Source organism: Corynebacterium sp. CNCTC7651, from assembly GCF_021496665.1.
In the GTDB taxonomy this organism is placed as follows: domain Bacteria; phylum Actinomycetota; class Actinomycetes; order Mycobacteriales; family Mycobacteriaceae; genus Corynebacterium.
On the sequence record NZ_CP071246.1, the window covers coordinates 1,820,531 to 1,839,237 of the forward strand.

General features: G+C 65.1%; 16 protein-coding genes, 2 tRNA genes, 1 rRNA gene and 2 pseudogenes. 5 read left to right on the forward strand and 16 right to left on the reverse strand.

All coding sequences use genetic code 11. The features are described 5' to 3' along the window. Positions 1–37 precede the first annotated feature (37 nt). On the reverse strand, positions 38–1,810 hold the full coding sequence (ctaD, locus tag JZY91_RS08850) for a cytochrome c oxidase subunit I (RefSeq protein WP_234947544.1): 1,773 nt from the start codon (positions 1,808–1,810) through the stop codon (positions 38–40). Between the two features lie 355 nt (positions 1,811–2,165). Between ctaD and JZY91_RS08855 the strand changes: the two genes are divergently transcribed. Further along, a complete protein-coding gene (locus JZY91_RS08855) occupies positions 2,166–3,434 on the forward strand; it encodes an HNH endonuclease signature motif containing protein (protein WP_234947545.1) in 1,269 nt (422 codons plus the stop codon). Here the strand turns inward: JZY91_RS08855 and nrdF are convergent. Beyond that, the gene (nrdF, locus tag JZY91_RS08860; RefSeq protein WP_234947546.1) at positions 3,431–4,423 is read right to left on the reverse strand and encodes a class 1b ribonucleoside-diphosphate reductase subunit beta; all 993 of its coding nucleotides are present in this window, start codon (positions 4,421–4,423) and stop codon (positions 3,431–3,433) included. The two genes, JZY91_RS08855 and nrdF, sit on opposite strands and share 4 nt — an antisense overlap. Before the next feature lie 103 nt (positions 4,424–4,526). Between nrdF and JZY91_RS08865 the strand changes: the two genes are divergently transcribed. Then, positions 4,527–5,261 carry a FadR/GntR family transcriptional regulator gene (locus JZY91_RS08865; RefSeq protein ID WP_234947547.1) on the forward strand — a complete coding sequence of 245 codons (735 nt, stop codon included), beginning with the start codon at positions 4,527–4,529 and terminating at the stop codon, positions 5,259–5,261. A gap of 66 nt (positions 5,262–5,327) precedes the next feature. Here JZY91_RS08865 and nrdE read toward each other — a convergent pair whose 3' ends face one another. The 4 genes and pseudogenes from nrdE to ykgO all read right to left on the reverse strand — a co-directional run bounded on the left by nrdE (position 5,328) and on the right by ykgO (position 8,772). Beyond that, complete coding sequence (gene nrdE / locus JZY91_RS08870) at positions 5,328–7,436, reverse strand: class 1b ribonucleoside-diphosphate reductase subunit alpha (protein WP_234949109.1); 2,109 nt, start codon at positions 7,434–7,436, stop codon at positions 5,328–5,330. A gap of 228 nt (positions 7,437–7,664) precedes the next feature. Continuing rightward, positions 7,665–8,087 (reverse strand): annotated as a pseudogene (gene nrdI / locus JZY91_RS08875) (class Ib ribonucleoside-diphosphate reductase assembly flavoprotein NrdI); the annotation flags it as partial. Positions 8,088–8,118: 31 nt separating this feature from the next. Next, a complete protein-coding gene (nrdH, locus tag JZY91_RS08880) occupies positions 8,119–8,346 on the reverse strand; it encodes a glutaredoxin-like protein NrdH (protein ID WP_234947549.1) in 228 nt (75 codons plus the stop codon). 303 nt (positions 8,347–8,649) lie between these two features. Then, on the reverse strand, positions 8,650–8,772 hold the full coding sequence (gene ykgO / locus JZY91_RS08885) for a type B 50S ribosomal protein L36 (protein WP_005288826.1): 123 nt from the start codon (positions 8,770–8,772) through the stop codon (positions 8,650–8,652). 144 nt (positions 8,773–8,916) lie between these two features. Between ykgO and nadE the strand changes: the two genes are divergently transcribed. Continuing rightward, positions 8,917–9,792, forward strand: a complete 876-nt coding sequence (nadE, locus tag JZY91_RS08890) for an ammonia-dependent NAD(+) synthetase (RefSeq protein ID WP_234947550.1) — start codon at positions 8,917–8,919, stop codon at positions 9,790–9,792. On the opposite strand, the gene JZY91_RS08895 is transcribed toward nadE, so the two are convergent. From JZY91_RS08895 to pgm, 7 genes and pseudogenes are all read right to left on the reverse strand, one after another. Beyond that, complete coding sequence (locus JZY91_RS08895) at positions 9,789–10,598, reverse strand: fructosamine kinase family protein (protein WP_234947551.1); 810 nt, start codon at positions 10,596–10,598, stop codon at positions 9,789–9,791. The genes nadE and JZY91_RS08895 overlap by 4 nt on opposite strands. Further along, a complete protein-coding gene (locus tag JZY91_RS08900; RefSeq protein ID WP_234947552.1) occupies positions 10,591–11,070 on the reverse strand; it encodes a methylated-DNA--[protein]-cysteine S-methyltransferase in 480 nt (159 codons plus the stop codon). Before JZY91_RS08900 ends, JZY91_RS08895 begins: the two co-directional genes overlap by 8 nt. Then, a tRNA-Ala gene (locus JZY91_RS08905) sits at positions 11,070–11,145 on the reverse strand. Before JZY91_RS08905 ends, JZY91_RS08900 begins: the two co-directional genes overlap by 1 nt. A 44-nt stretch (positions 11,146–11,189) precedes the next feature. After that, positions 11,190–11,262 (reverse strand) — tRNA-Ala (locus tag JZY91_RS08910). Positions 11,263–11,343: 81 nt separating this feature from the next. Then, positions 11,344–12,084 carry a thioredoxin domain-containing protein gene (locus tag JZY91_RS08915; protein ID WP_234947553.1) on the reverse strand — a complete coding sequence of 247 codons (741 nt, stop codon included), beginning with the start codon at positions 12,082–12,084 and terminating at the stop codon, positions 11,344–11,346. Positions 12,085–12,125: 41 nt separating this feature from the next. Beyond that, a complete protein-coding gene (locus JZY91_RS08920; protein ID WP_350354525.1) occupies positions 12,126–12,629 on the reverse strand; it encodes a MauE/DoxX family redox-associated membrane protein in 504 nt (167 codons plus the stop codon). A gap of 24 nt (positions 12,630–12,653) precedes the next feature. Further along, positions 12,654–14,311: pseudogene (pgm, locus tag JZY91_RS08925) on the reverse strand (phosphoglucomutase (alpha-D-glucose-1,6-bisphosphate-dependent)). A gap of 103 nt (positions 14,312–14,414) precedes the next feature. Between pgm and JZY91_RS08930 the strand changes: the two are divergent. Then, positions 14,415–14,759 carry a CrcB family protein gene (locus JZY91_RS08930; protein WP_234947554.1) on the forward strand — a complete coding sequence of 115 codons (345 nt, stop codon included), beginning with the start codon at positions 14,415–14,417 and terminating at the stop codon, positions 14,757–14,759. Further along, positions 14,752–15,108, forward strand: coding sequence for a CrcB family protein (locus JZY91_RS08935; protein ID WP_234947555.1), 357 nt, complete (start codon positions 14,752–14,754; stop codon positions 15,106–15,108). Before JZY91_RS08930 ends, JZY91_RS08935 begins: the two co-directional genes overlap by 8 nt. Before the next feature lie 7 nt (positions 15,109–15,115). Here JZY91_RS08935 and JZY91_RS08940 read toward each other — a convergent pair whose 3' ends face one another. The 3 genes from JZY91_RS08940 to rrf form a co-directional block, all read right to left on the reverse strand. After that, entirely contained in the window at positions 15,116–17,689 is a 2,574-nt protein-coding gene (locus tag JZY91_RS08940; RefSeq protein WP_370639211.1) for an ABC transporter permease, read from the reverse strand. A 3-nt stretch (positions 17,690–17,692) separates the two neighbouring features. Then, on the reverse strand, positions 17,693–18,418 hold the full coding sequence (locus JZY91_RS08945; protein WP_234947556.1) for an ABC transporter ATP-binding protein: 726 nt from the start codon (positions 18,416–18,418) through the stop codon (positions 17,693–17,695). Between the two features lie 166 nt (positions 18,419–18,584). Continuing rightward, positions 18,585–18,701: ribosomal RNA gene (gene rrf / locus JZY91_RS08950) — 5S ribosomal RNA — on the reverse strand. Positions 18,702–18,707: the final 6 nt, after the last annotated feature.

The window sequence follows — 18,707 nt, forward strand, 5'->3', positions numbered from 1 at the left end:
CTTTCAGGCCGTCAGGAGTGGCCTTCGGCCGAGAGCCTTACTTCGCAGTGGTGGCGGCGGGGCCGTCCACATTGTCGAACTCGTGGGTGGAACCCTTCCAGGTTGCCGGAGTATCGGAGGAGTGGCCGGTGTGTGCCTCGCGGCGCAGGGTCTCCACCATGTGCGGGTAGTGCAGCTCGAACGCCGGGCGCTCAGAGCGGATACGCGGCAGGGAGGTGAAGTTGTGGCGCGGCGGCGGGCAGGAGGTTGCCCACTCGAGGGAGTTGCCGTAGCCCCACGGATCGTCCACGGTGACGATCTCGCCGTAGCGCCAGGACTTGAACACGTTCCAGATGAACGGCAGCATGCCGATACCCAGGATGAAGGCGCCTACCGTGGACACCTGGTTCAGCAGAGTGAACCCGTCGGAGTCCAGGTAGTCGGCGTAGCGGCGCGGCATACCCATGTTGCCCAGCCAGTGCTGAATCAGGAAGGTCATGTTGAAGCCGATGAACACCAGCCAGAAGGAGATCTTGGCCAGGCGCTCGTCCAGCATGCGGCCGGTCATCTTCGGGAACCAGAAGTGGACGCCGGCGATGGCGGAGAACACCACGGTGCCGAACAGGGTGTAGTGGAAGTGCGCGACCACGAAGTAGGAGTCGTGCAGGTGGAAGTCCAGCGGCGGAGCAGCCAGCATGATGCCGGTCAGGCCACCGAAGAGGAAGGTGAACAGGAAGCCCATGACCCACATCATCGGGCTGTCGAAGGTGATGCGGCCGTTCCACATGGTGCCGACCCAGTTGAAGAACTTCACGCCGGTCGGGACCGCGATCAGGAAGGTCATGAAGGAGAAGAACGGCAGCAGGATGGCGCCGGTGGCGAACATGTGGTGCGCCCACACGGCCATGGACAGGCCGGCGATAGCCAGGGTTGCGAAGACCAGGCCGATGTAGCCGAAGATCGGCTTGCGGGAGAACACCGGGATGATCTCGGAGATGATGCCGAAGAACGGCAGGGCCAGGACGTACACCTCAGGGTGGCCGAAGAACCAGAACAGGTGCTGCCACAGGATCGCGCCGCCGTTAGCGGTGTCGTAGATGTGGGCACCGAGCAGGCGGTCGTACAGCACGCCGAGAGCCGCAGCAAGCAGCAGCGGGAAGATCATCAGCGCGATGATGGAGGTGACGAAGACGGTCCAGGTGAACACCGGGAGGCGGAACATGGTCATGCCCGGTGCGCGCATGGTCAGCACGGTGGTGAGCATGTTGATGGCGGAAGCCACGGTGCCGACACCGGTCGCGCCCACGCCGACGATCCACAGGTTCGCGGACACGGACGGGGTGTGGGTCGCGTCAGCCAGCGGCATGTACATGGTCCAGCCGAAGTCAGCCGCGCCACCCGGGGTGATGAAGCCCGCGAGCATGGCAATAACGCCGACGGTGGTAATCCAGAAACCGAACGCGTTCAGACGCGGGAACGCCACATCCGGCGCGCCGATCTGCAGCGGCAGGACGTAGTTGGCGAAGCCCCACACAATCGGAGTGCCGAATGCCAGCAGCATCACGGTGCCGTGCATGGTGAACAGCTGGTTGAACTGCTCGTTGGAGAGGAACTGCAGGCCCGGGCTGAAGAGCTCAGCACGGATGAGCAGCGCCATCAAACCGCCGACAAAGAACCAGATGAAGGACATGATGATGTACATGATGCCCAGCTCTTTGTGGTCGGTCGTAGTGATCTGCTTGTAGATCTTGGAGCCGCGACGGGCAGTTCCCGTCGGCTCCGGACGTGTCGGCGGGACGTAATTGTCCAGCCTAGGCGCCACAGCGGTCATGCGATCCTCCTGACAAGTGCACGAAAGCCAGTATTAATACCGAGTCATCATAACTGACAGGCTCATTGAATTACCAGCCATCACAGGCTGGTTACAGCGACGAGTGTATCCCCGGGCCCCGCAAAATGGGACGCTTGCACACGAACTCCCCGGAAATCCCACCCTCACCTGCACAAAAGCATTGCTTGACGACGCTCACCCTTTTCACCCGTACGGGGTAGTCCCTACCCCGCTAATGAAAAACGCCAGTTCGTATTGAAACTGGCCTGTGGATGAGTTTCGGCCACCATTTACGTTATCCACAATTTGGTTATTTTCCTTGTGTGGGTTTGAATCGCGGTTTACTGTGCGAGCCATGACAGAATTCCGATCCCTGGTTTGTACCGTTGCCACGGTCGATTCCCTCAAGGGCTTCGATCGGGAGTTCGCTCTCGATGCCGGCCTCGACCCCGCCCGGGTCCGAGACTGGGAGCACGCCCACGAGGTGTACTTCGGCTCCACTTCATCACCGCAAAAGCAGCGCCTCGCCCTTGAAGCAGCGAGGCGAAATGAATTGTCGATCGATGAGCTTTGCCTGATCGAGCGCAGCCTGAAACCCATCAAGCATGGACGCACAAAAGCGAAGCTCCGCAAAGCGGCGCTGGAGCTGAAGGGGCGTTACCGCGACTTCGCGCGCCAGCTGAAGAGCATCATTCCGAAGAAGCCCGCGGATCCGCCGAAGGATTCGATCTGGTTCTCCAGCTCGCGCAACGGCAAGCGCCGCATGGTGGTGCACGCGCCGGAGCGCTTCCTCGCCGACGTCGAACACTTCCTCCGCCAAGGACACCCCGAGGGCAAGGCCATGTCGCAGCACATGCTTGAGCGGTTCATCGCTTTCGTACGCGGAAAACTCGACCCCAGTGCAGGCAGCCCCAGTGCAGGCAGCCCCAGTGCAGGCAGCCCCAGTGCAGGCAGCCCCGGTGCAGGCAGCCCCGGTGCCGGCAGCCCCGGTGCCGGCAGTCCCGGTGCAGGTAGCCCCGGTGCAGGTAGCCCCGGTGCAGGCAGCCCCGGCGGCGGGATCCCACAGGCTGTGCCGCGGCCGCTTCTGCTCATCCCGCTGCCGGCATGGGTAAAGATTCAGAGCGGCGATGGAGACGATGTAACGCTGGGGCTTACCGACGGCACCACCATGACCGGCGCCGAATTCCTCAACTCCACCGCCGCGACTGCGGAGAACCACCTCGAGGCCGCCGTCTTCCACCCCCAAGAGGGCCCAGTGAACCTCTACCGCACTGAGCGCCTAGCCAACCGGAAGCAGCGCGACCTCGCGCGGGCCACCAACCCGATCTGCCCGCTACCCGGGTGCCGCCACGGCGCGGACCAGTGCCAGATCCACCACATCACCGCGTGGAAGCATGGCGGCGAGACCAACATGAACAACCTGGCGCCGCTGTGCAGCTACCACAACGGCACCAACGACGACGACCCAGACATCAACGTCCGCGGCCGCATCGTGAGGCAGGGCGGCGCGCCAATTTGGCGCTCACCCCGCGGCTACCTCGTGGCAAACCAGCTTCACCCGTACGGTGCGATGGCGACGTTGTTTGGAGCGAACGTCGATAAGCAAAAAGCCCCTGTGGGTTAGAAGTCCCAGTCGTCGTCCTGGGTGTCCTCCGCCTTGCCGATGACGTAGGAGGAGCCGGATCCGGAGAAGAAGTCGTGGTTCTCGTCCGCGTTCGGTGCCAGGGAGGCGAGGATCGCCGGGGACACGCGAGTCTCGTCGGCCGGGAAGAGACCCTCGTAGCCCAGGTTATTCAGCGCCTTGTTCGCGTTGTAGCGCAGGAAGCGCTTGACGTCCTCGGTCCACCCCAGCGGATCGTAGATGTCCTCGGTGTACTGGGTCTCGTTGTCGTACAGGTCGTAGAGCAGGTCGAAGGCGTGCTCCTTGAGCTCCTCGCGGCGCTCCTCGCTCTCATCGCGCAGGCCCACCTGGTACTTGTAGCCGATGTAATACCCGTGCACGGCCTCATCGCGGATGATCAGTCGGATGATGTCCGCCGTGTTGGTGAGTTTCGAGTGCACCGACCAGTTCAGCGGCAAGTAAAAACCGGAGTAGAAGAGGAACGACTCCAGCATGACGGAGGCGATCTTGCGCTTCAGCGGATCGTCGCCGCAGTAGTAGCTCTCGATGATGCGCGCCTTGCGCTGCACCTCGGCGTTTTCCTCGGTCCAACGGAATGCGTCGTTGATCTGCGGGGTGGACGCCAACGTCATGAAGATGTTGGAGTAGGACTTCGCGTGCACCGACTCCATGAACGCGATGTTGGTGTACACCGCCTCCTCGTGCAGCGTGCGCGCGTCCGGCAGCAGCGAAATCGCACCCACGGAACTCTGCAGTGTGTCCAACAGGGTGAGGTTGGCAAACACCCGCATGGTGGACAGCTGCTCCGCCTCATTAAGGGTATTCCAGCTCGGAATGTCGTTGGACACCGGAATCTTCTCCGGAAGCCAGAAATTGCCTGTTAGACGGTCCCAGACTTCCTGGTCCTTGTCGTCCGGGATGGTGTTCCAGTTAATCGCCCGCATCGGCTCGGGGTGGGCCTGGATGTGATCCTGGTAGTCCGCGTCGCTCATGGCACCCATTATTACCCACGTCCGATTGTGGGGGGTGGGGACCCCGTTCATTAGACTGATAATACTTTGATGTTCAACATTGGTGACTGACGGAGGTTTACCCATGGCATCCCCGCGGGAGTCGTCTGCAGAACCCCTGCTCGCGTCCGTCCTAGACAAGCTCGGCGAGGAGATCGTCTCGGGCGTCATGCCCGAGGGTCACACGTTCACCCTGCAGGAACTGTCGGATCGTTTCGGCATTTCCCGGACTGTCGCGCGTGAAGCGATGCGCGCGCTGGAGCAGCTTGGGCTGGTGTCTTCCTCTCGTCGCGTGGGTATCCGGGTGTTGCCGGCGAGCCGCTGGGCGGTGTTCGACAAGGCCGTCATCGGCTGGCGGCTGGCGAGCGCGGAGCACCGTCCCGCGCAGATCGCCTCCCTTGACGCGCTGCGCACGGCGGTGGAGCCCGTCGCGGCGCGCCTCGCCGCGGAGAACGCGGAGCCCGAGCACATCCAGCGATTGAAAGAGCTGGCCACCCGCCTCGTGGAACTCTCCGAGGACGGGGCCGGCAATTCCGACGAATTCCTGGACACCGACAAAGAGTTCCACACCCTGTTACTGGTGGCCTCGGGCAACGAGATGTTTGCGGCCCTGGCGATGCCGATCATGAACGTCCTCGAAGGCCGCACGCGTTACGGCATCATGCCGGACGAACCCGAGCTCGAAGCGATGCGCCTGCACCTCGCGCTTGTCGACGCTATCGCGGGTGGCGACGCCGAAGCCTCCGAAACCACCTCGCGCAACCTGCTCAAGGGCATCAACGAGTTCATGGACAACAAGCGCGGCACCGGGCGAGGCTAGAGCCCGCACGGCGAAAGCCCGCACACGACGTGCGGGCTTTCTTGCTGTGGTCGCTGGGCGGGAGGCCTAGAGCATGCAGGACACGCAGCCCTCGACCTCGGTGCCCTCCAGCGCCATCTGGCGGAGGCGGATGTAGTACAGCGTCTTCACGCCCTTGCGCCAGGCGTAAATCTGGGCCTTGTTGATGTCGCGGGTAGTCACCGTGTCCTTGAAGAACAGCGTCAGCGACAAGCCTTGGTCGACGTACTTGGTGGCCTCGGCGTAGGTGTCGATGATCTTCTCGTAGCCGATCTCGTACGCGTCCTTGAAGTACTCCAGGTTCTCGTTGTCCATGTGCGGCGCCGGGTAGTAGACGCGGCCGATCTTGCCTTCCTTGCGGATCTCGATCTTGGAGGCAATCGGGTGGATCGACGAGGTGGAGTTGTTGATGTAGGAGATGGAGCCGGTCGGCGGGACGGCCTGCAGGTAGCGGTTGTAGATGCCGTCGCGCGCCACGTCGGCCTTCAGCTGCGCCCACTCCTCCGCGGTCGGGACGGCGATATCGGAAGCGTCGAAAAGCGCCTGCACCTTGGCGGTCTTCGGTTGGAAGTCGGCCGGATCGTAACGGTCGAAGAACTCGCCGGACGCGTACTCGGACTCGGCGAAGTCCGCGAAAGCCTCACCCTTTTCCACGGCGATCTTGTGGGACGCGCGGATGCACTCGTACATCACCGCCGCGAAGTAGGCGTTGGTGAAGTCCAGGCCCTCCTCGGAGCCGTACTCGATGTGCTCGCGGCCCAGGTAGCCGTGGAGGTTCATCTGGCCGAGGCCGATCGCGTGCGACGCGTTGTTGCCCTCGCGCACGGACGGCACGGAATCAATGGAGGTACGGTCCGCCACCGCGGTCAGGCCGCGGATCGCCGTTTCGACGGTCCGGGAGAAGTTATCAGAGTCCATCGCCATGGCAATGTTCAGGGAACCGAGGTTGCAGGAGATGTCGTGGCCGATCTCGGCGTAGCTCAGATCGTCGTTCAGCACGGAAGGCGAATTGACCTGCAGGATCTCGGAGCACAGGTTGGACATGTTGATGCGGCCGGTCTTCACCGGGTTCGCCCGGTTCGCCGTGTCCTCGAACATGATGTACGGGTAGCCGGACTCGAACTGGATCTCCGCGATGGTCTGGAAGAACTGGCGCGCCTTGATCTTGGTCTTGCGGATGCGCGGGTCCTCCACCATCTCGTCGTACTTCTCGGTGATCGAGATGTCCGCGAACGGCACGCCGTAGATGCGCTCGACATCGTACGGGGAGAACAGGTACATGTCGTCGTTGCGCTTCGCCAGCTCGAACGTGATGTCCGGGATCACCACACCGAGCGACAGGGTCTTAATACGGATCTTCTCGTCCGCGTTCTCGCGCTTCGTGTCCAGGAAGCGCATGATGTCCGGGTGGTGCGCGTTGAGGTACACCGCACCCGCACCCTGGCGCGCGCCGAGCTGGTTGGCGTAGGAGAAGGAATCCTCCAGCAGCTTCATCACCGGAATTACTCCCGACGATTGATTTTCAATGTGCTTGATCGGAGCACCAGACTCGCGGATGTTGGACAGCAGCAGCGCCACGCCGCCGCCGCGCTTGGAAAGCTGCAGCGAGGAGTTGATGGCGCGGCCGATGGACTCCATGTTGTCCTCGATACGCAGCAGGAAGCAGGACACGAGCTCGCCGCGCTGCGCCTTGCCCGCGTTCAAAAACGTCGGGGTAGCGGGTTGGAAGCGGCCGGTCATAATTTCGTCGACAAGCGCGGTAGCAAGCCCCTCGTCACCGTTCGCGAGGAAGAGTGCGGTCATGGAGACGCGGTCCTCGAAACGCTCGAGGTAGCGGCGGCCGTCGAACGTCTTCAGCGTGTAGGACGTGTAGTACTTGTACGCGCCCAGGAAGGACTTGAAGCGGAACTTGTAGCTGTAGGCGCGCTTGAACGTGGACTTCACAAAGTCCCAGTCGTACTGCTCGATAACGCCCGGCTCGTAGTACTTGTTCTCAATCAAGTAATCCATCTTCTCTTCCAGGTCGTGGAAGTAGACGGTGTTCTGGTTGACGTGCTGCAGGAAGAACTGGTTGGCGGCCTCGCGGTCCTTGTCGAACTGGATGTTGCCGTCAGCGTCGTACAAGTTCAGCAGCGCGTTGAGCGCGTGGTAATCCAGCTGCGCGGCCTCCGTGGCCGGCTCGGGGACGCTTCTACCGTGGGGAGTTGCGGGCGTGGTGGTGGACACGGTTGTGGGCCTTTCGTCGACGCGAAGAAGAGAGGGCTAAACGGATGCGTGGTTGCGGGAACGAGAGCGAGCGTACTTGGCTCGCAGGCGGGCGAGGCGCTCAGCAGCCTCATCCACCGCGGGATCAGCGGATACAGCGAGCGCGGGCGTACCCCCGGCGGGGGCGAGGCCGAGGCGCTCCGCGTGGGTGAGAAGTTGCTGGCGGACGCGCTGCACGTCGTCCGCGCCGCCCATGAGCTCGAAGCGGTACAGGTACGGCACGCCGCATTTCGCGGCGATAACGTCCCCAGCGCGGCAAAAATCCGCCCCGAAGTTGGCGTTGCCGGCTGCGATCACGCCGCGGATGAGGCCGCGGTTGTGCTCGTTGTTCAGGAACCGGATCACCTGGGGCGGTACCGGGCGGGAATGCTGCTGCGTGGTGGAGGCGCCGCCGCCGTACGTGGGGCAAATGAGCACGTACGGCTCCTCCACCACCAAATCCCCGTCACCGCGCTTCAGCGGAATACGCTTGGCGGGGAGGCCGAGTTTTTCTACGAACCGCTTCGTGTTCTCGGTTGCGGAGGAAAAATAGACGACCAGCATGGCGCAAAACTCGGCGAGGGTTCAGCGCGGGCTACGCCGCAGCAAGGCCGCGGATACGGTCCGGGCGGAAGCCGGACCAGTGCTCGCCGTCTACCTCAACCACGGGCGCCTGCAGGTGGCCGAGCGCCATGACATAGTCGCGAGCGCTGTCGTCCAGGGAAATGTCTACAAGGTTGTACTCCAGGCCAGCCTTGTCCAGGGCGCGGGTGGTCGCGCGGCACTGCTGGCAAGCGGGCTTGGTGTAAACGGTGATGGACATAACTTCTCCGGCCTTCCTATTAGCTAGTTCGGGTGGCGGTTCCCCCGGACTTTTCAGATTGCGCCGATCCCCTCGGCTGCACACCAGAGACACTATACCTTGGGGAAATATTCGGCAACCAACACTATATGTAGTAGTTACACCAGTGTAATTGCAGGATACGCACAGGAAATTACCCACATGTAGTCCACCCGAATGCACCGAAGCTTACAACGGTGGGATTAAATGTTCCTGAGAAAGCGAAAACCCGCCCCGGATGGCATGACACCATCGCGAGGCGGGTACGCGTTCGGCGGTCGCCGACTAGCCCTGGCGGGCCTTGAAGCGCGGATCCTTCTTGTTGATCACGTACACCTTGCCGTGGCGGCGCACAACCTGAGCGCCCGGCTTGTTCTTCAGCGACCGAAGCGACTTGCGGACCTTCATCGGGCGCTCCTTTCTACTCGGATTCATTCAAGCGACACGCGGCGGGCACGCCGGGTCGCGACACGTCGATACATGCTACACGCCCCCCTCCCCGGCTCCAAACCTGCGACTTTAGCCAGCACCAACCCGGCTAGCATGGCTGGCATGCAGGAACAGAGCACCCCGGAACACAGCACCCCGGAACCAACCACCCAGCACCCAACTACCCAAGCCCACATCATCAACGCCCTCGGGGTGAAGCCGAGCATCGATCCCGCGGCGGAGGTTGCCGCGCGCGTTGACTTCCTCGTCGATTACTTGGAAACGTCCGGCGCCAAGGGGTATGTCCTGGGCATTTCCGGAGGGCAGGACTCGACGTTGGCAGGGAGGCTGGCGCAAGTGGCCGTCGAAAAGCGTCGTGCCCAGGGGGCGGAGGCGGAGTTTGTCGCGGTCCGCCTGCCGCACGGGGTGCAGGCGGATGAGGAGGACGCGCAGCTCGCGCTGCAGTTCATCCAGCCGGACCAGACGGTGACCGTGGACATCAAGCCGGCGACGGACGCGGTGGACCGGGCCGTCGCGGCCGAGCTGGGCAAGCCGAAGCTGGGGGATTTCAACAAGGGCAACGTCAAGGCGCGGCTGCGCATGGTGGCGCAGTACGCGATTGCGGGCGAGCGCGGCCTGCTGGTCGTGGGCACGGACCACGCAGCGGAGAACATCACCGGCTTTTTCACCAAGTTCGGCGACGGCGCGGCGGACCTTGTGCCGCTCGCCGGGCTGAACAAGCGGCAGGGCGCGCAGATGCTGGAGCACTTGGGCGCTAATCGACGCTTGTTTGAGAAGACCCCCACCGCCGATCTCGAGGAAGATCGTCCGGCGCTGCCGGATGAGGAGGCGCTGGGCGTGACGTATGCCGAGATCGACGATTATCTCGAGGGCAAGGACGTGCCCGAGGCCGCTCGCGAGCGCCTGGAGCACCTGTGGCGCGTGGGCCAGCACAAGCGGCACCTGCCGCCCGGCCCGGCCGAGACCTGGTGGCGCTAGCGCTCCCCCAATGCGCTGAGTGTGGCTTCGGCGGCGCGAACCAGCGCGGAGCCGTAGCTCGGGCCGTGCGTGAACGCGTGGACGGCAAGCGGGTGGAGCTGGTGCGCGGGGATGCGCTCGCGCCAGCCGCCGGGGCCGGAGCCAGCGCTAACACCGCGGCCATCCGCGCCGGGGCCAAGGTCCCCGCCAGCGGCCAGGTAGCCCTCCACGATTTCCTCGAAGTACGGCGCGCCGAAGAGTTCCAGCATCGCGATGTCCGTCAGCGGGTGGCCGCCGTGCGCGGCGGGGTCGATGAACCGCGGGCCGTCGACGCCAAAGAGTAGGTTGCCGGACCACAGGTCGCCGTGGATACGGGCGAGCGGGGCGTCCTCGTCTTCCGCGAGCAGCGCGTCGCAGGCGCGTCGCACCGTCGCCAAGCCGCGCTCGCTCAGGTTCCCTGCCGCGGCCGCCTTCTCCGCGAACGGCAGCACGCGCTGCCCGACGTAGAACTCGGCCCACCGCTCAGTCGGCGTGCATTCTTGGGGCGCGCGGCCGATGTAGTTCGGCCCGTCCCACCCCTCCGGCGGTGCACCGAACGCCGCCGCACCCTGCGCGTGGATCGCGGCCAGCTCTCGGCCCGCCGCGCGGGCAGCCTCCGCAGTGGGGCGCGTGGTGGTGACGTGTTCGATGGTGAGGGTATTTGAAGCGTCGTCAAGCGAGAGCACCTTGACCACCGCGGCGGAACCCTCGCGCAGCCACCGCAACCCGTGTGCCTCCGCGGCGGCGGAACCCGGGCCGGAGCCGCGCTTGAGAAACGTTTCAGCCATGTCGAGCCTCCAATTCAAGTAGGAACCGCTTCATCGCGGGGCCGCCGGCGTAGTTGCCCACGGTGCCGTCCGCACGCACCACCCGGTGGCACGGCACAACGATGGGTAGCGGGTTGGTCGCGCACGCCGTCCCCGCGGCACGCACCGCGCGCGGATTGCCGGCCAGGGCCGCGAGCTGCGAGTACGTCGCGGTCTCTCCGTACGGAATCTCCAGCAGCGCCTGCTGCGCGCGCAGCCGAAACCCCTCGCGCGCACCCCAATCCAGCGCGAGCTCAAACGCCCGGCGCTCCCCGGCGAAGTATTGCGCCAGTTGCGTGCCGACGTCCCCTTCCCCGCCCTCAGCCGAGCACCCAGCCTGGACAAGCGAAAACCGCGCGGGATCCAGCTCGATTCGAACCAGCCCGCGCGGTGTGGACACGCTCAGTACCTCCCCCACCGGGGTGCGGTGAATGCGGTACGTGCGGTCCTGCATGGTGGAGCTAACGGGATTCGAACCCGTGACCCCCACACTGCCAGTGTGGTGCGCTACCAGCTGCGCCATAGCCCCGAACCGGAACCTGGGGTCCCGGCGGAAAATATGGAGTTGTGGAGTGGAGCTAACGGGATTCGAACCCGTGACCCCCACACTGCCAGTGTGGTGCGCTACCAGCTGCGCCATAGCCCCGATGCGGGTGTATTCCCGCCGTCACCGGCTGGAAAACAACTCCGCTCAATATACCGGCGGGCACCCCGCCGACCAAATCCCCTAGCGCGCGGCCAGATCGGCAGGCCAGGTCTCGGTCAGGTTGCCGTCCGCGTAGAGGTCCTCGCCGTCAATCAGCACGCGCGGGGTCCACGCCTCACCAGAGGTGTCCTGCTGCAGCTTGGCGTTGTCGCCGCTCATCTTCATGGCCGCGTCGATGTACTTGGCATCGCGGATATCCTGCAGCGCAGCGTTGGAGGCGCCGTAGCTCTTCGCCAGATCCGCCAGCTTGGTCTCGTCTACGTTGTTGTACACCTGCTGCTGGTTCTCGTACAGGTAGTTGCGCAGCGTGAACGCTGCATCCACGTCGCCGTGCGCCAGCAGCGCGAGGAACGCCGCGGTGGACTTGGTGGAGTGGCCCACCGTGCCGCGGTCCTGGCCCACCATCATGCGCAGGTTCATGGTGATGTCGCCGTCCTTGACCAGCTCGAGCATGTCCGCGTCGGTAGCAATGTGGTATTTCGCGCAGTAGGAGCAGGAGAAGTCTTCGAACAGGTCGCCCTCGTTCGCGTCCGCCTTCGGGTTCGCGCCGGCGAGGTGGATGGTGTCTTCGCCCTCGTTCCAGGTGACGTTGATGCCGTCCATCTTCACCATTTCCGCCTCCGCGGCGGCTTTCTGGTTGTTGCGGCCGTTGTTCACAATCAGGCCGATAACCAGTGCGGCGATGGCCAGCACGGCGATTACTGCCCAGAGGAACGCGGTGTTGCCCTTGCTGTTCGGGTTCTGCACCTTGCGAGTGGTCACGGTGTCTCCTTGACGTCCAGTTTGAGTGCCGGATAGCAATTCTAGGGGTAGATGGCGAACTTCTTAAACGGTCGCCACACCATGAACCCGGTCACAGCGAGGAGGAACACGTCGCGCCACAGCGCGCGGAGAATGTCCCCGGACTCCGCGTCGCCCGAGGCGTTCGGGTTGAAGCAGCCGCAGTCGATGACCAGACCGCGGCTGTACACGCTGTACAGGCCCATGATGAACATCGCCAGCACGGCGATGCTCACGGCCCCGGCCCAGCGCAGTTTGATCCCCAGCAGCAGGAGCAGCCCGCCGGCGATCTCCAGCGGGCCGATCACGCGCGCGAGCAGGTCGGACCAGTACGGGGTGAAAATCTCGTACGCCTCGATGGATTTGGTCACGTCCAGGTGCGCCCCGAGCTTGGTGTAGCCGGAGTAGATCCACATGAACGCCAGCCCGAAGCGGGCGAGCGCGGACGCGATGTCCAGCACCAGCCCCGTCGTGGCCTGCGCATCCCGTGGCTGGGCAGCGGTCGATCCCGCGGTTTTCGTTGTCACCCGATCGACCCTAGCGCATGAGCGCTACTGCCCCAGCACCTCTGAGACCAGCGCCACAGCCTCGTCCTGCACCTGCTTGAGGTGCTCCGGGCCCTTGAAGGACTCGGCGTAGATCTTGTACTTGTCCTCGGTGCCGGAGGGACGCGCGGCGAACCAGGCGTTCTCCGTGGTCACCTTCAGGCCGCCGATCGCGGCACCGTTGCCGGGGGCTTCCGTGAGCTTTGCGACGATCACTTCGCCCGCCAGCTCATCCGCAGCAACCTGCTCGGGCGACAGGGCCTTGAGCGTGGCCTTCTGCTCGCGGTTCGCGGGTGCGTCGATGCGTGCGTAGGCAGGCGCGCCGAACTGCGCCTCGAGCTCTGCGTAACGCTGCGACGGCGTCTTGCCGGTCACCGCGGTGATCTCGGAGGCGAGGAGGTCCAGGATGATGCCGTCCTTGTCGGTGGACCACACGGTACCGTCCTTGCGCAGGAAGGAGGCGCCGGCGGACTCTTCGCCGCCGAATCCGATGGTGCCGTCGATAAGCCCGGGCACGAACCACTTGAAGCCCACGGGCACCTCCACCAGCTCGCGGCCGAGGGAGGCGACCACGCGGTCGATCATGGAGGAGGACACGAGAGTCTTGCCCACGGCGGTGCCGGGTGCCCAGCCGTCGCGGTGGCTGAACAGGTACTCGATGGCCACGGCGAGGTAGTGGTTCGGGTTCATCAGCCCGGCGTCCGGGGTGACAATGCCGTGGCGGTCCGCGTCCGCATCGTTGCCCGTGGCGATGGAGTACTTATCGCGGTTGTGCACCAAAGATGCCATGGAGTTCGGCGAGGAGCAGTCCATGCGGATCTTGCCGTCGGTGTCCAAGGTCATAAACCGCCAGGTGGCGTCCACCTCCGGGTTGACCACGGTCAGGTTCAGCCCGTGGGTCTCCGCGATCGCACCCCAGTAGTCCACGGACGCGCCACCCATCGGGTCCGCGCCGATGGACAGGTCGGAGCCGCGGATCGCGTCGATGTCCACCACGTTGACCAGGTCCGCCACGTAGCGGCCCTTGAAGTCGAACTTCTCCGCGCGGGCATCCAGCACGCCCGCAACCGGCACGCGCTTCACGCCCTCGAGGCCGTTCGCCAGGTACTCGTTGGCGCGCGCCGCGATCCAGTCGGTCGCGTCCGTGCCGGCCGGGCCGCCGTTCGGCGGGTTGTACTTGAAGCCGCCGTCGCGCGGCGGGTTGTGTGATGGGGTGATCACAATGCCGTCGGCACGCGCGGCATCGGTGCCCGTCACCCCGCCCGCAAGCTGGGCGTTGTGGGAGAGGATGGCGTGGGAGACGGCCGGCGTCGGCGTGTAGCGGCCTTCCGCGTCCACGAGAACGTGGACGTCGTTGGCAATCAGCACCTCGACGCGGAGACCATCGCCGGCTCAGACAGCGCGTGGGTGTCGCGGCCGATGTACACCGGCCCGCCGATGTTCTGGCCGCGGCGGTAATCCACAATCGCCTGCGTGGTGGCCAGAATGTGCGGCTCGTTGAACGCGTTGTCCAGGGAGGAGCCGCGGTGGCCGGAGGTGCCGAAGGCCACCTGCTGCTCCGGGGCCTGCGGATCAATGTCGCGGGTGTAGTAGGCGGTGACCAGTTCGGCGATGTCGATCAGGTCTTCGGGGCGGGCGGGCTGGCCGGCGCGCTCGTGTGCCATGTCGGGCTCCTTCACTTCCAGTGGGGGCGGGTGCGGTTCACCTCCCATTGTGGGCGCGCGGCGGCAATTGCGCCACGGGTGCGCCGAACTACACTGCGCTGGTGTGCGTACAGATCCTTTCTCCACTGCCCTCGCCGTCGGCGTCGGCGCTGGCCTCGGGGCGCTGACCCGCTGGTTCGTGCTCCTCGGCGCCGCCCCCGGTTCGCTCGCGGCGCTGGCACTCACCTTCGCCATCAACGCCGCCGGCTGCTTCGCCATGGGGTGGTTCAAGCCCGGCCCGCTATGGGGTACCGGGTTCCTCGGGGGCTTGACCACGTATTCGGCGGTGGCGTTTGCGGCGTTGCAATCGTCGATAAGCGGGGCCCTGCTTGTGCTGGCCTTGAGTTTCGCGGTGAACGTCGCGGCGTGGATCGCAGGAGACGCGGCGAGGGGGCGGGCGAATGCTTAACGTACAAGTGCTGCTGGTGGGCGTCGCCGCGGTGTTCGCCGGCGGCTTCGCGGGTGGCGTGCTGCGCTGGTGGCTCACGCGGCTGATCCCCAACCCGCGGGCGGCAACGTTCGCGGCCAACGTCGCGGCGGCGGGCGTGCTGGGCTTCGTTGCCATGGGGCCGGCGATGTGGCAGATCGCGGTCGGCGCGGGCTTTGCGGGCAGCTTATCGACGTTTTCTACGCTCGCCCGCGAAGTCGGCGAGCTGATCAAGAAGAAGGATTACGCGGAGGCGACGAAATACGTGCTGGCCACGGCCGCGATCGGTGTGGCCAGCGCCGGTTTCGGCATGATGTGGGCGCCGCGCTAGGCGGGCGCTAGTCCGCGATCGCGTCCAGTGGCGGCGTCTTCGCGGCGCGGCCTGCGGGCCAGAGGGCTGCGATGATGCCCACCACCACGCTGCCGCCCAACATCCAGCCGACCAGGCCCCACGGGATCACGATCTTCTCCAACCCTTGGTTTGCCAGGACGGTCAGGAAGGACCAGCCCAGGCCCAACCCCAGAAGCACGCCCAGCACTGCGCCGAAGAACGCCATCTGCACGGATTCCAGGATGATCATGATGCGCACTTGGCGGCGGTGCGTGCCCACTGCGCGCAGCATGCCGATCTCCTGGCGGCGCTCGATCACCGAGAGCGTCAGCGTATTCACGATGCCCAGCACCGCAATCACCACCGCGAGTGAGAGCAGCGCGTACAGGATGAACAGCATCTGGTCGATGAGGTCCAGCACCTCGCCGGAGATGTCGTCCTTGCTCTTGATCTGCACCACGATGTCGGGCTTGACCTCAGCTTCGAGGTTTTCGCGCAGCTGCGCGGTGCTCACGGAACCGTCACCAACCACGCCCAGCATGATGATGTTGGCGGAGTTTGGCGGCAGGACCTCGCCCACCGCGTCCGCGCTCACCACCACCGCGGGCAGCATGGAGGACTCTTCGAAGATGCCGCCCACAGTCGCCTCCACCGTCATGGGCGTGATCCCTGGCGCGGCGAGGGTCACCGTGTCGCCGACCTGCCAGCCGCGCTCCTGCGCCCACGCGCGCGGCGCGATGACGGTGTTGCCCTCGAGGGAGGAGGACCCCTCCGCCATGTCCAGCGAGATGAGGTTGCCCGGGTCGCCGTACAGCACCGTCGTGGAGCCGAAGTCGCCGAGCTGGGCGCTGTACTCGCCGTCGACGGTAATCGCGGCCTCGGTGTACGCCGCCACCGCGCCGACGCCGTCCACCTCCGGCAGCCGCTCCATCAGGTCCTTCGGAATCGGGAACGCCGCCATGTCCGGCCCGGCGAGAACGTATTCGGCGCTGACCTCGTTCTCCGCAACCGTGTCCACGGAATATTTCATCGACGCGCCAAGCATGCCGATGATGGTCACCAGCGCAATGCCCAGCATGAGCGCGAACGCCGTTGCGGACGTGCGGCGCGGGTTGCGCTGCGTGTTCGTGGAGGCGAGGCGACCCACCGTGCCAAACGGCGCGCCGATGAGCCGGCCGATCGGCGGCACCACCGGCAAACTCATCGCGGGACCGGCGAGGAAAATGCCCGCGATCACCGCAACCGCAGCCACGCCGACCAGGGACGCGCGGCGCGATGTGGCACCGTCGCCCCACGCAAGCGCCACCACCGCGACGGCGACACCGGCCGCGATCAGCACCGCACCGGGCACAGTGCGCTTCATCAGCGGTTGCGGCGCCGCTGATTCGCTCGCCCGCATCGCTTCGACCGGCTGCACACGGCCGGCTTGCCGCGCCGGCGCCCACGCGGAGATCAGGGTGACAATCACGCCGGCCACAATCGGCACCACCGCCGTATCCGGCTCGAAACCGATGCCGCCCGCCGGCAAGTGCATGTTGTAGCGCGCCATGACCTGCTTGATCACTGCGACCAGGCCCGCGCCGGCCGCGACACCAACGGCAGAGCCGATAAGCCCCACAATCAGCGCCTCCGCCAGCACGGAACGCGTCACCTGCCCACGGCTCGCGCCCAGCGCGCGCAGCAGCGCGAACTCCTTCGTCCGCTGCGCCACGATCATGGAGAACGTGTTCGCGATCAGGAACGTGCCCACGAGCAGCCCCACCAGGCCGAACGCGATGAGGAAGTAGGACACGAAGCTTAACGCCTCGCGCACGCTTTTCGACGTCTCCTCCGCCGCCTCTTCCCCCGTCCGCACCGTCAGGTCCGGGTGGGCGTTCGAAATTTCGTCGACAAGCAACTGGGGCTCCGTGCCCTCCGGACCCGCGAGCAGCAGGCCGGGGACGGTGTCCTGCGTGACGTAGAACTCGCGGTAGTCCGCCTCCGGGAGCAGGAAGCTTAACGACGTCTCCTGGACAACCTCATCCTCGTACAACCCGGTGATGGTGTAGCGCTGGCGCCCGCGGGTATCCACGACGATGAGCTCTTGGTTGAGTTCGATGCCGTAAAATGCGGCGCCGTTGGCGTTAAGGACGGCCTCGGCAGGATCGTGGCCGGGCTCCGGTGCGCGGCCGTCGACGATTTCTGGGGCTTGGCCGACGTTGTCCTCGGCGCCGTAGTACGCGGCGGCACTCGCCCGGCCCTGGCGCATCTGGATGGCTTCCTCATCCGTTGTGGCGGCTACAACCGTCCGGGAACCGACGATGTTCGCCCGCTCGACGGTGTCCATCTTGGTGACGGTCTCAGCGACGTCGGCGGGCACGGCGCTGGAGTCCTCCCCCGGCTCCACGACAGCGTCCGCGTTCTTGTACTGGGTGGCCACCGCGGAATCGAACGTGCGCTCCAGCATGTTGGTGAACATCATGGAGCCGGCGATGAACGCTGTGCCCAGCACCACCGCGAGCACCGTGAGCGCGAGGCGCAGCTTGTGCGAGCCAATATTTCGGAGCGAGACCTTGGTCATCGCCTGCGATCCTGCCGCCACGGGTTACCCCTCGATCCCGGCCATGACGCGGAGGATGGCATCCATTGTGGGGTCCAGCATTTCGTCCACGATCTGGCCGTCGCGGAGGAACACCACACGGTCCGCGTAGGAGGCGGCGCGGGCGTCGTGGGTGACAATGACAACCGTTTGGCCGTCGTGGTCGACCGCGTGGCGGAGGATGCTCAACACCTCTTTGCCAGCGTTGGAGTCCAGGTTGCCGGTCGGCTCATCGCCGAAAATGATCTCGGGTTTGCTTACCAGGGCGCGGGCGCACGCCACGCGCTGCTGCTGGCCGCCGGAGAGCTCGCTCGGCCGGTGTTTGAGGCGCTTAGCCAGTCCAAGGCGCTGCGTGATCTCTTCGAACCACGCTTGGTCGATTCTCCCGCCGGCAATGTCTGTGGGCAGCGTGATGTTCTCAGCCGCCGTAAGGGTGGGCACGAGGTTGAAGGACTGGAAGATAAAGCCGAGGCGGTCGCGCCGCAGCTCAGTGATCTCTTTATCGGACAGGCCGGAAAGCGCAGTGCCGCCGATGTACGCCTCGCCGGAGGTGAAGGAGTCCAGCCCTGCCATGGTGTGCATGAGGGTGGATTTGCCGCTGCCGGAGGGCCCCATGATGGCGGTGAACGCGTTGCGCTCGAAAGCGACGTTCACCCCGTCCAGCGCAGCCACTTGCGTATCGCCCTGGCCGTAGGTTTTCACTAGATCGACAGCTCTGGCTGCTGCTTCCATTTCCGCTCCCGCTTCCTCGACGCATGGCGTTTGACGTTCGACGTTGACATAGCCACGGTACGCGGGCTGGGCTCCTTTGGGAAAATGCCGAAAACCCGGTACCGACCACCGTGGCGTTGTGCCGTGTGGTTGGTACCGGGTTAGCGGTGTTGTTTTTAAGTTGTTGGGTCGGCGGTAACCTACTCTCCCACACCCTCCCGGGTGCAGTACCATCGGCGCGGGCGGGCTTAGCTTCCGGGTTCGGAATGGGTCCGGGCGTTTCCCCGCCGCTATCACCACCGACACATCT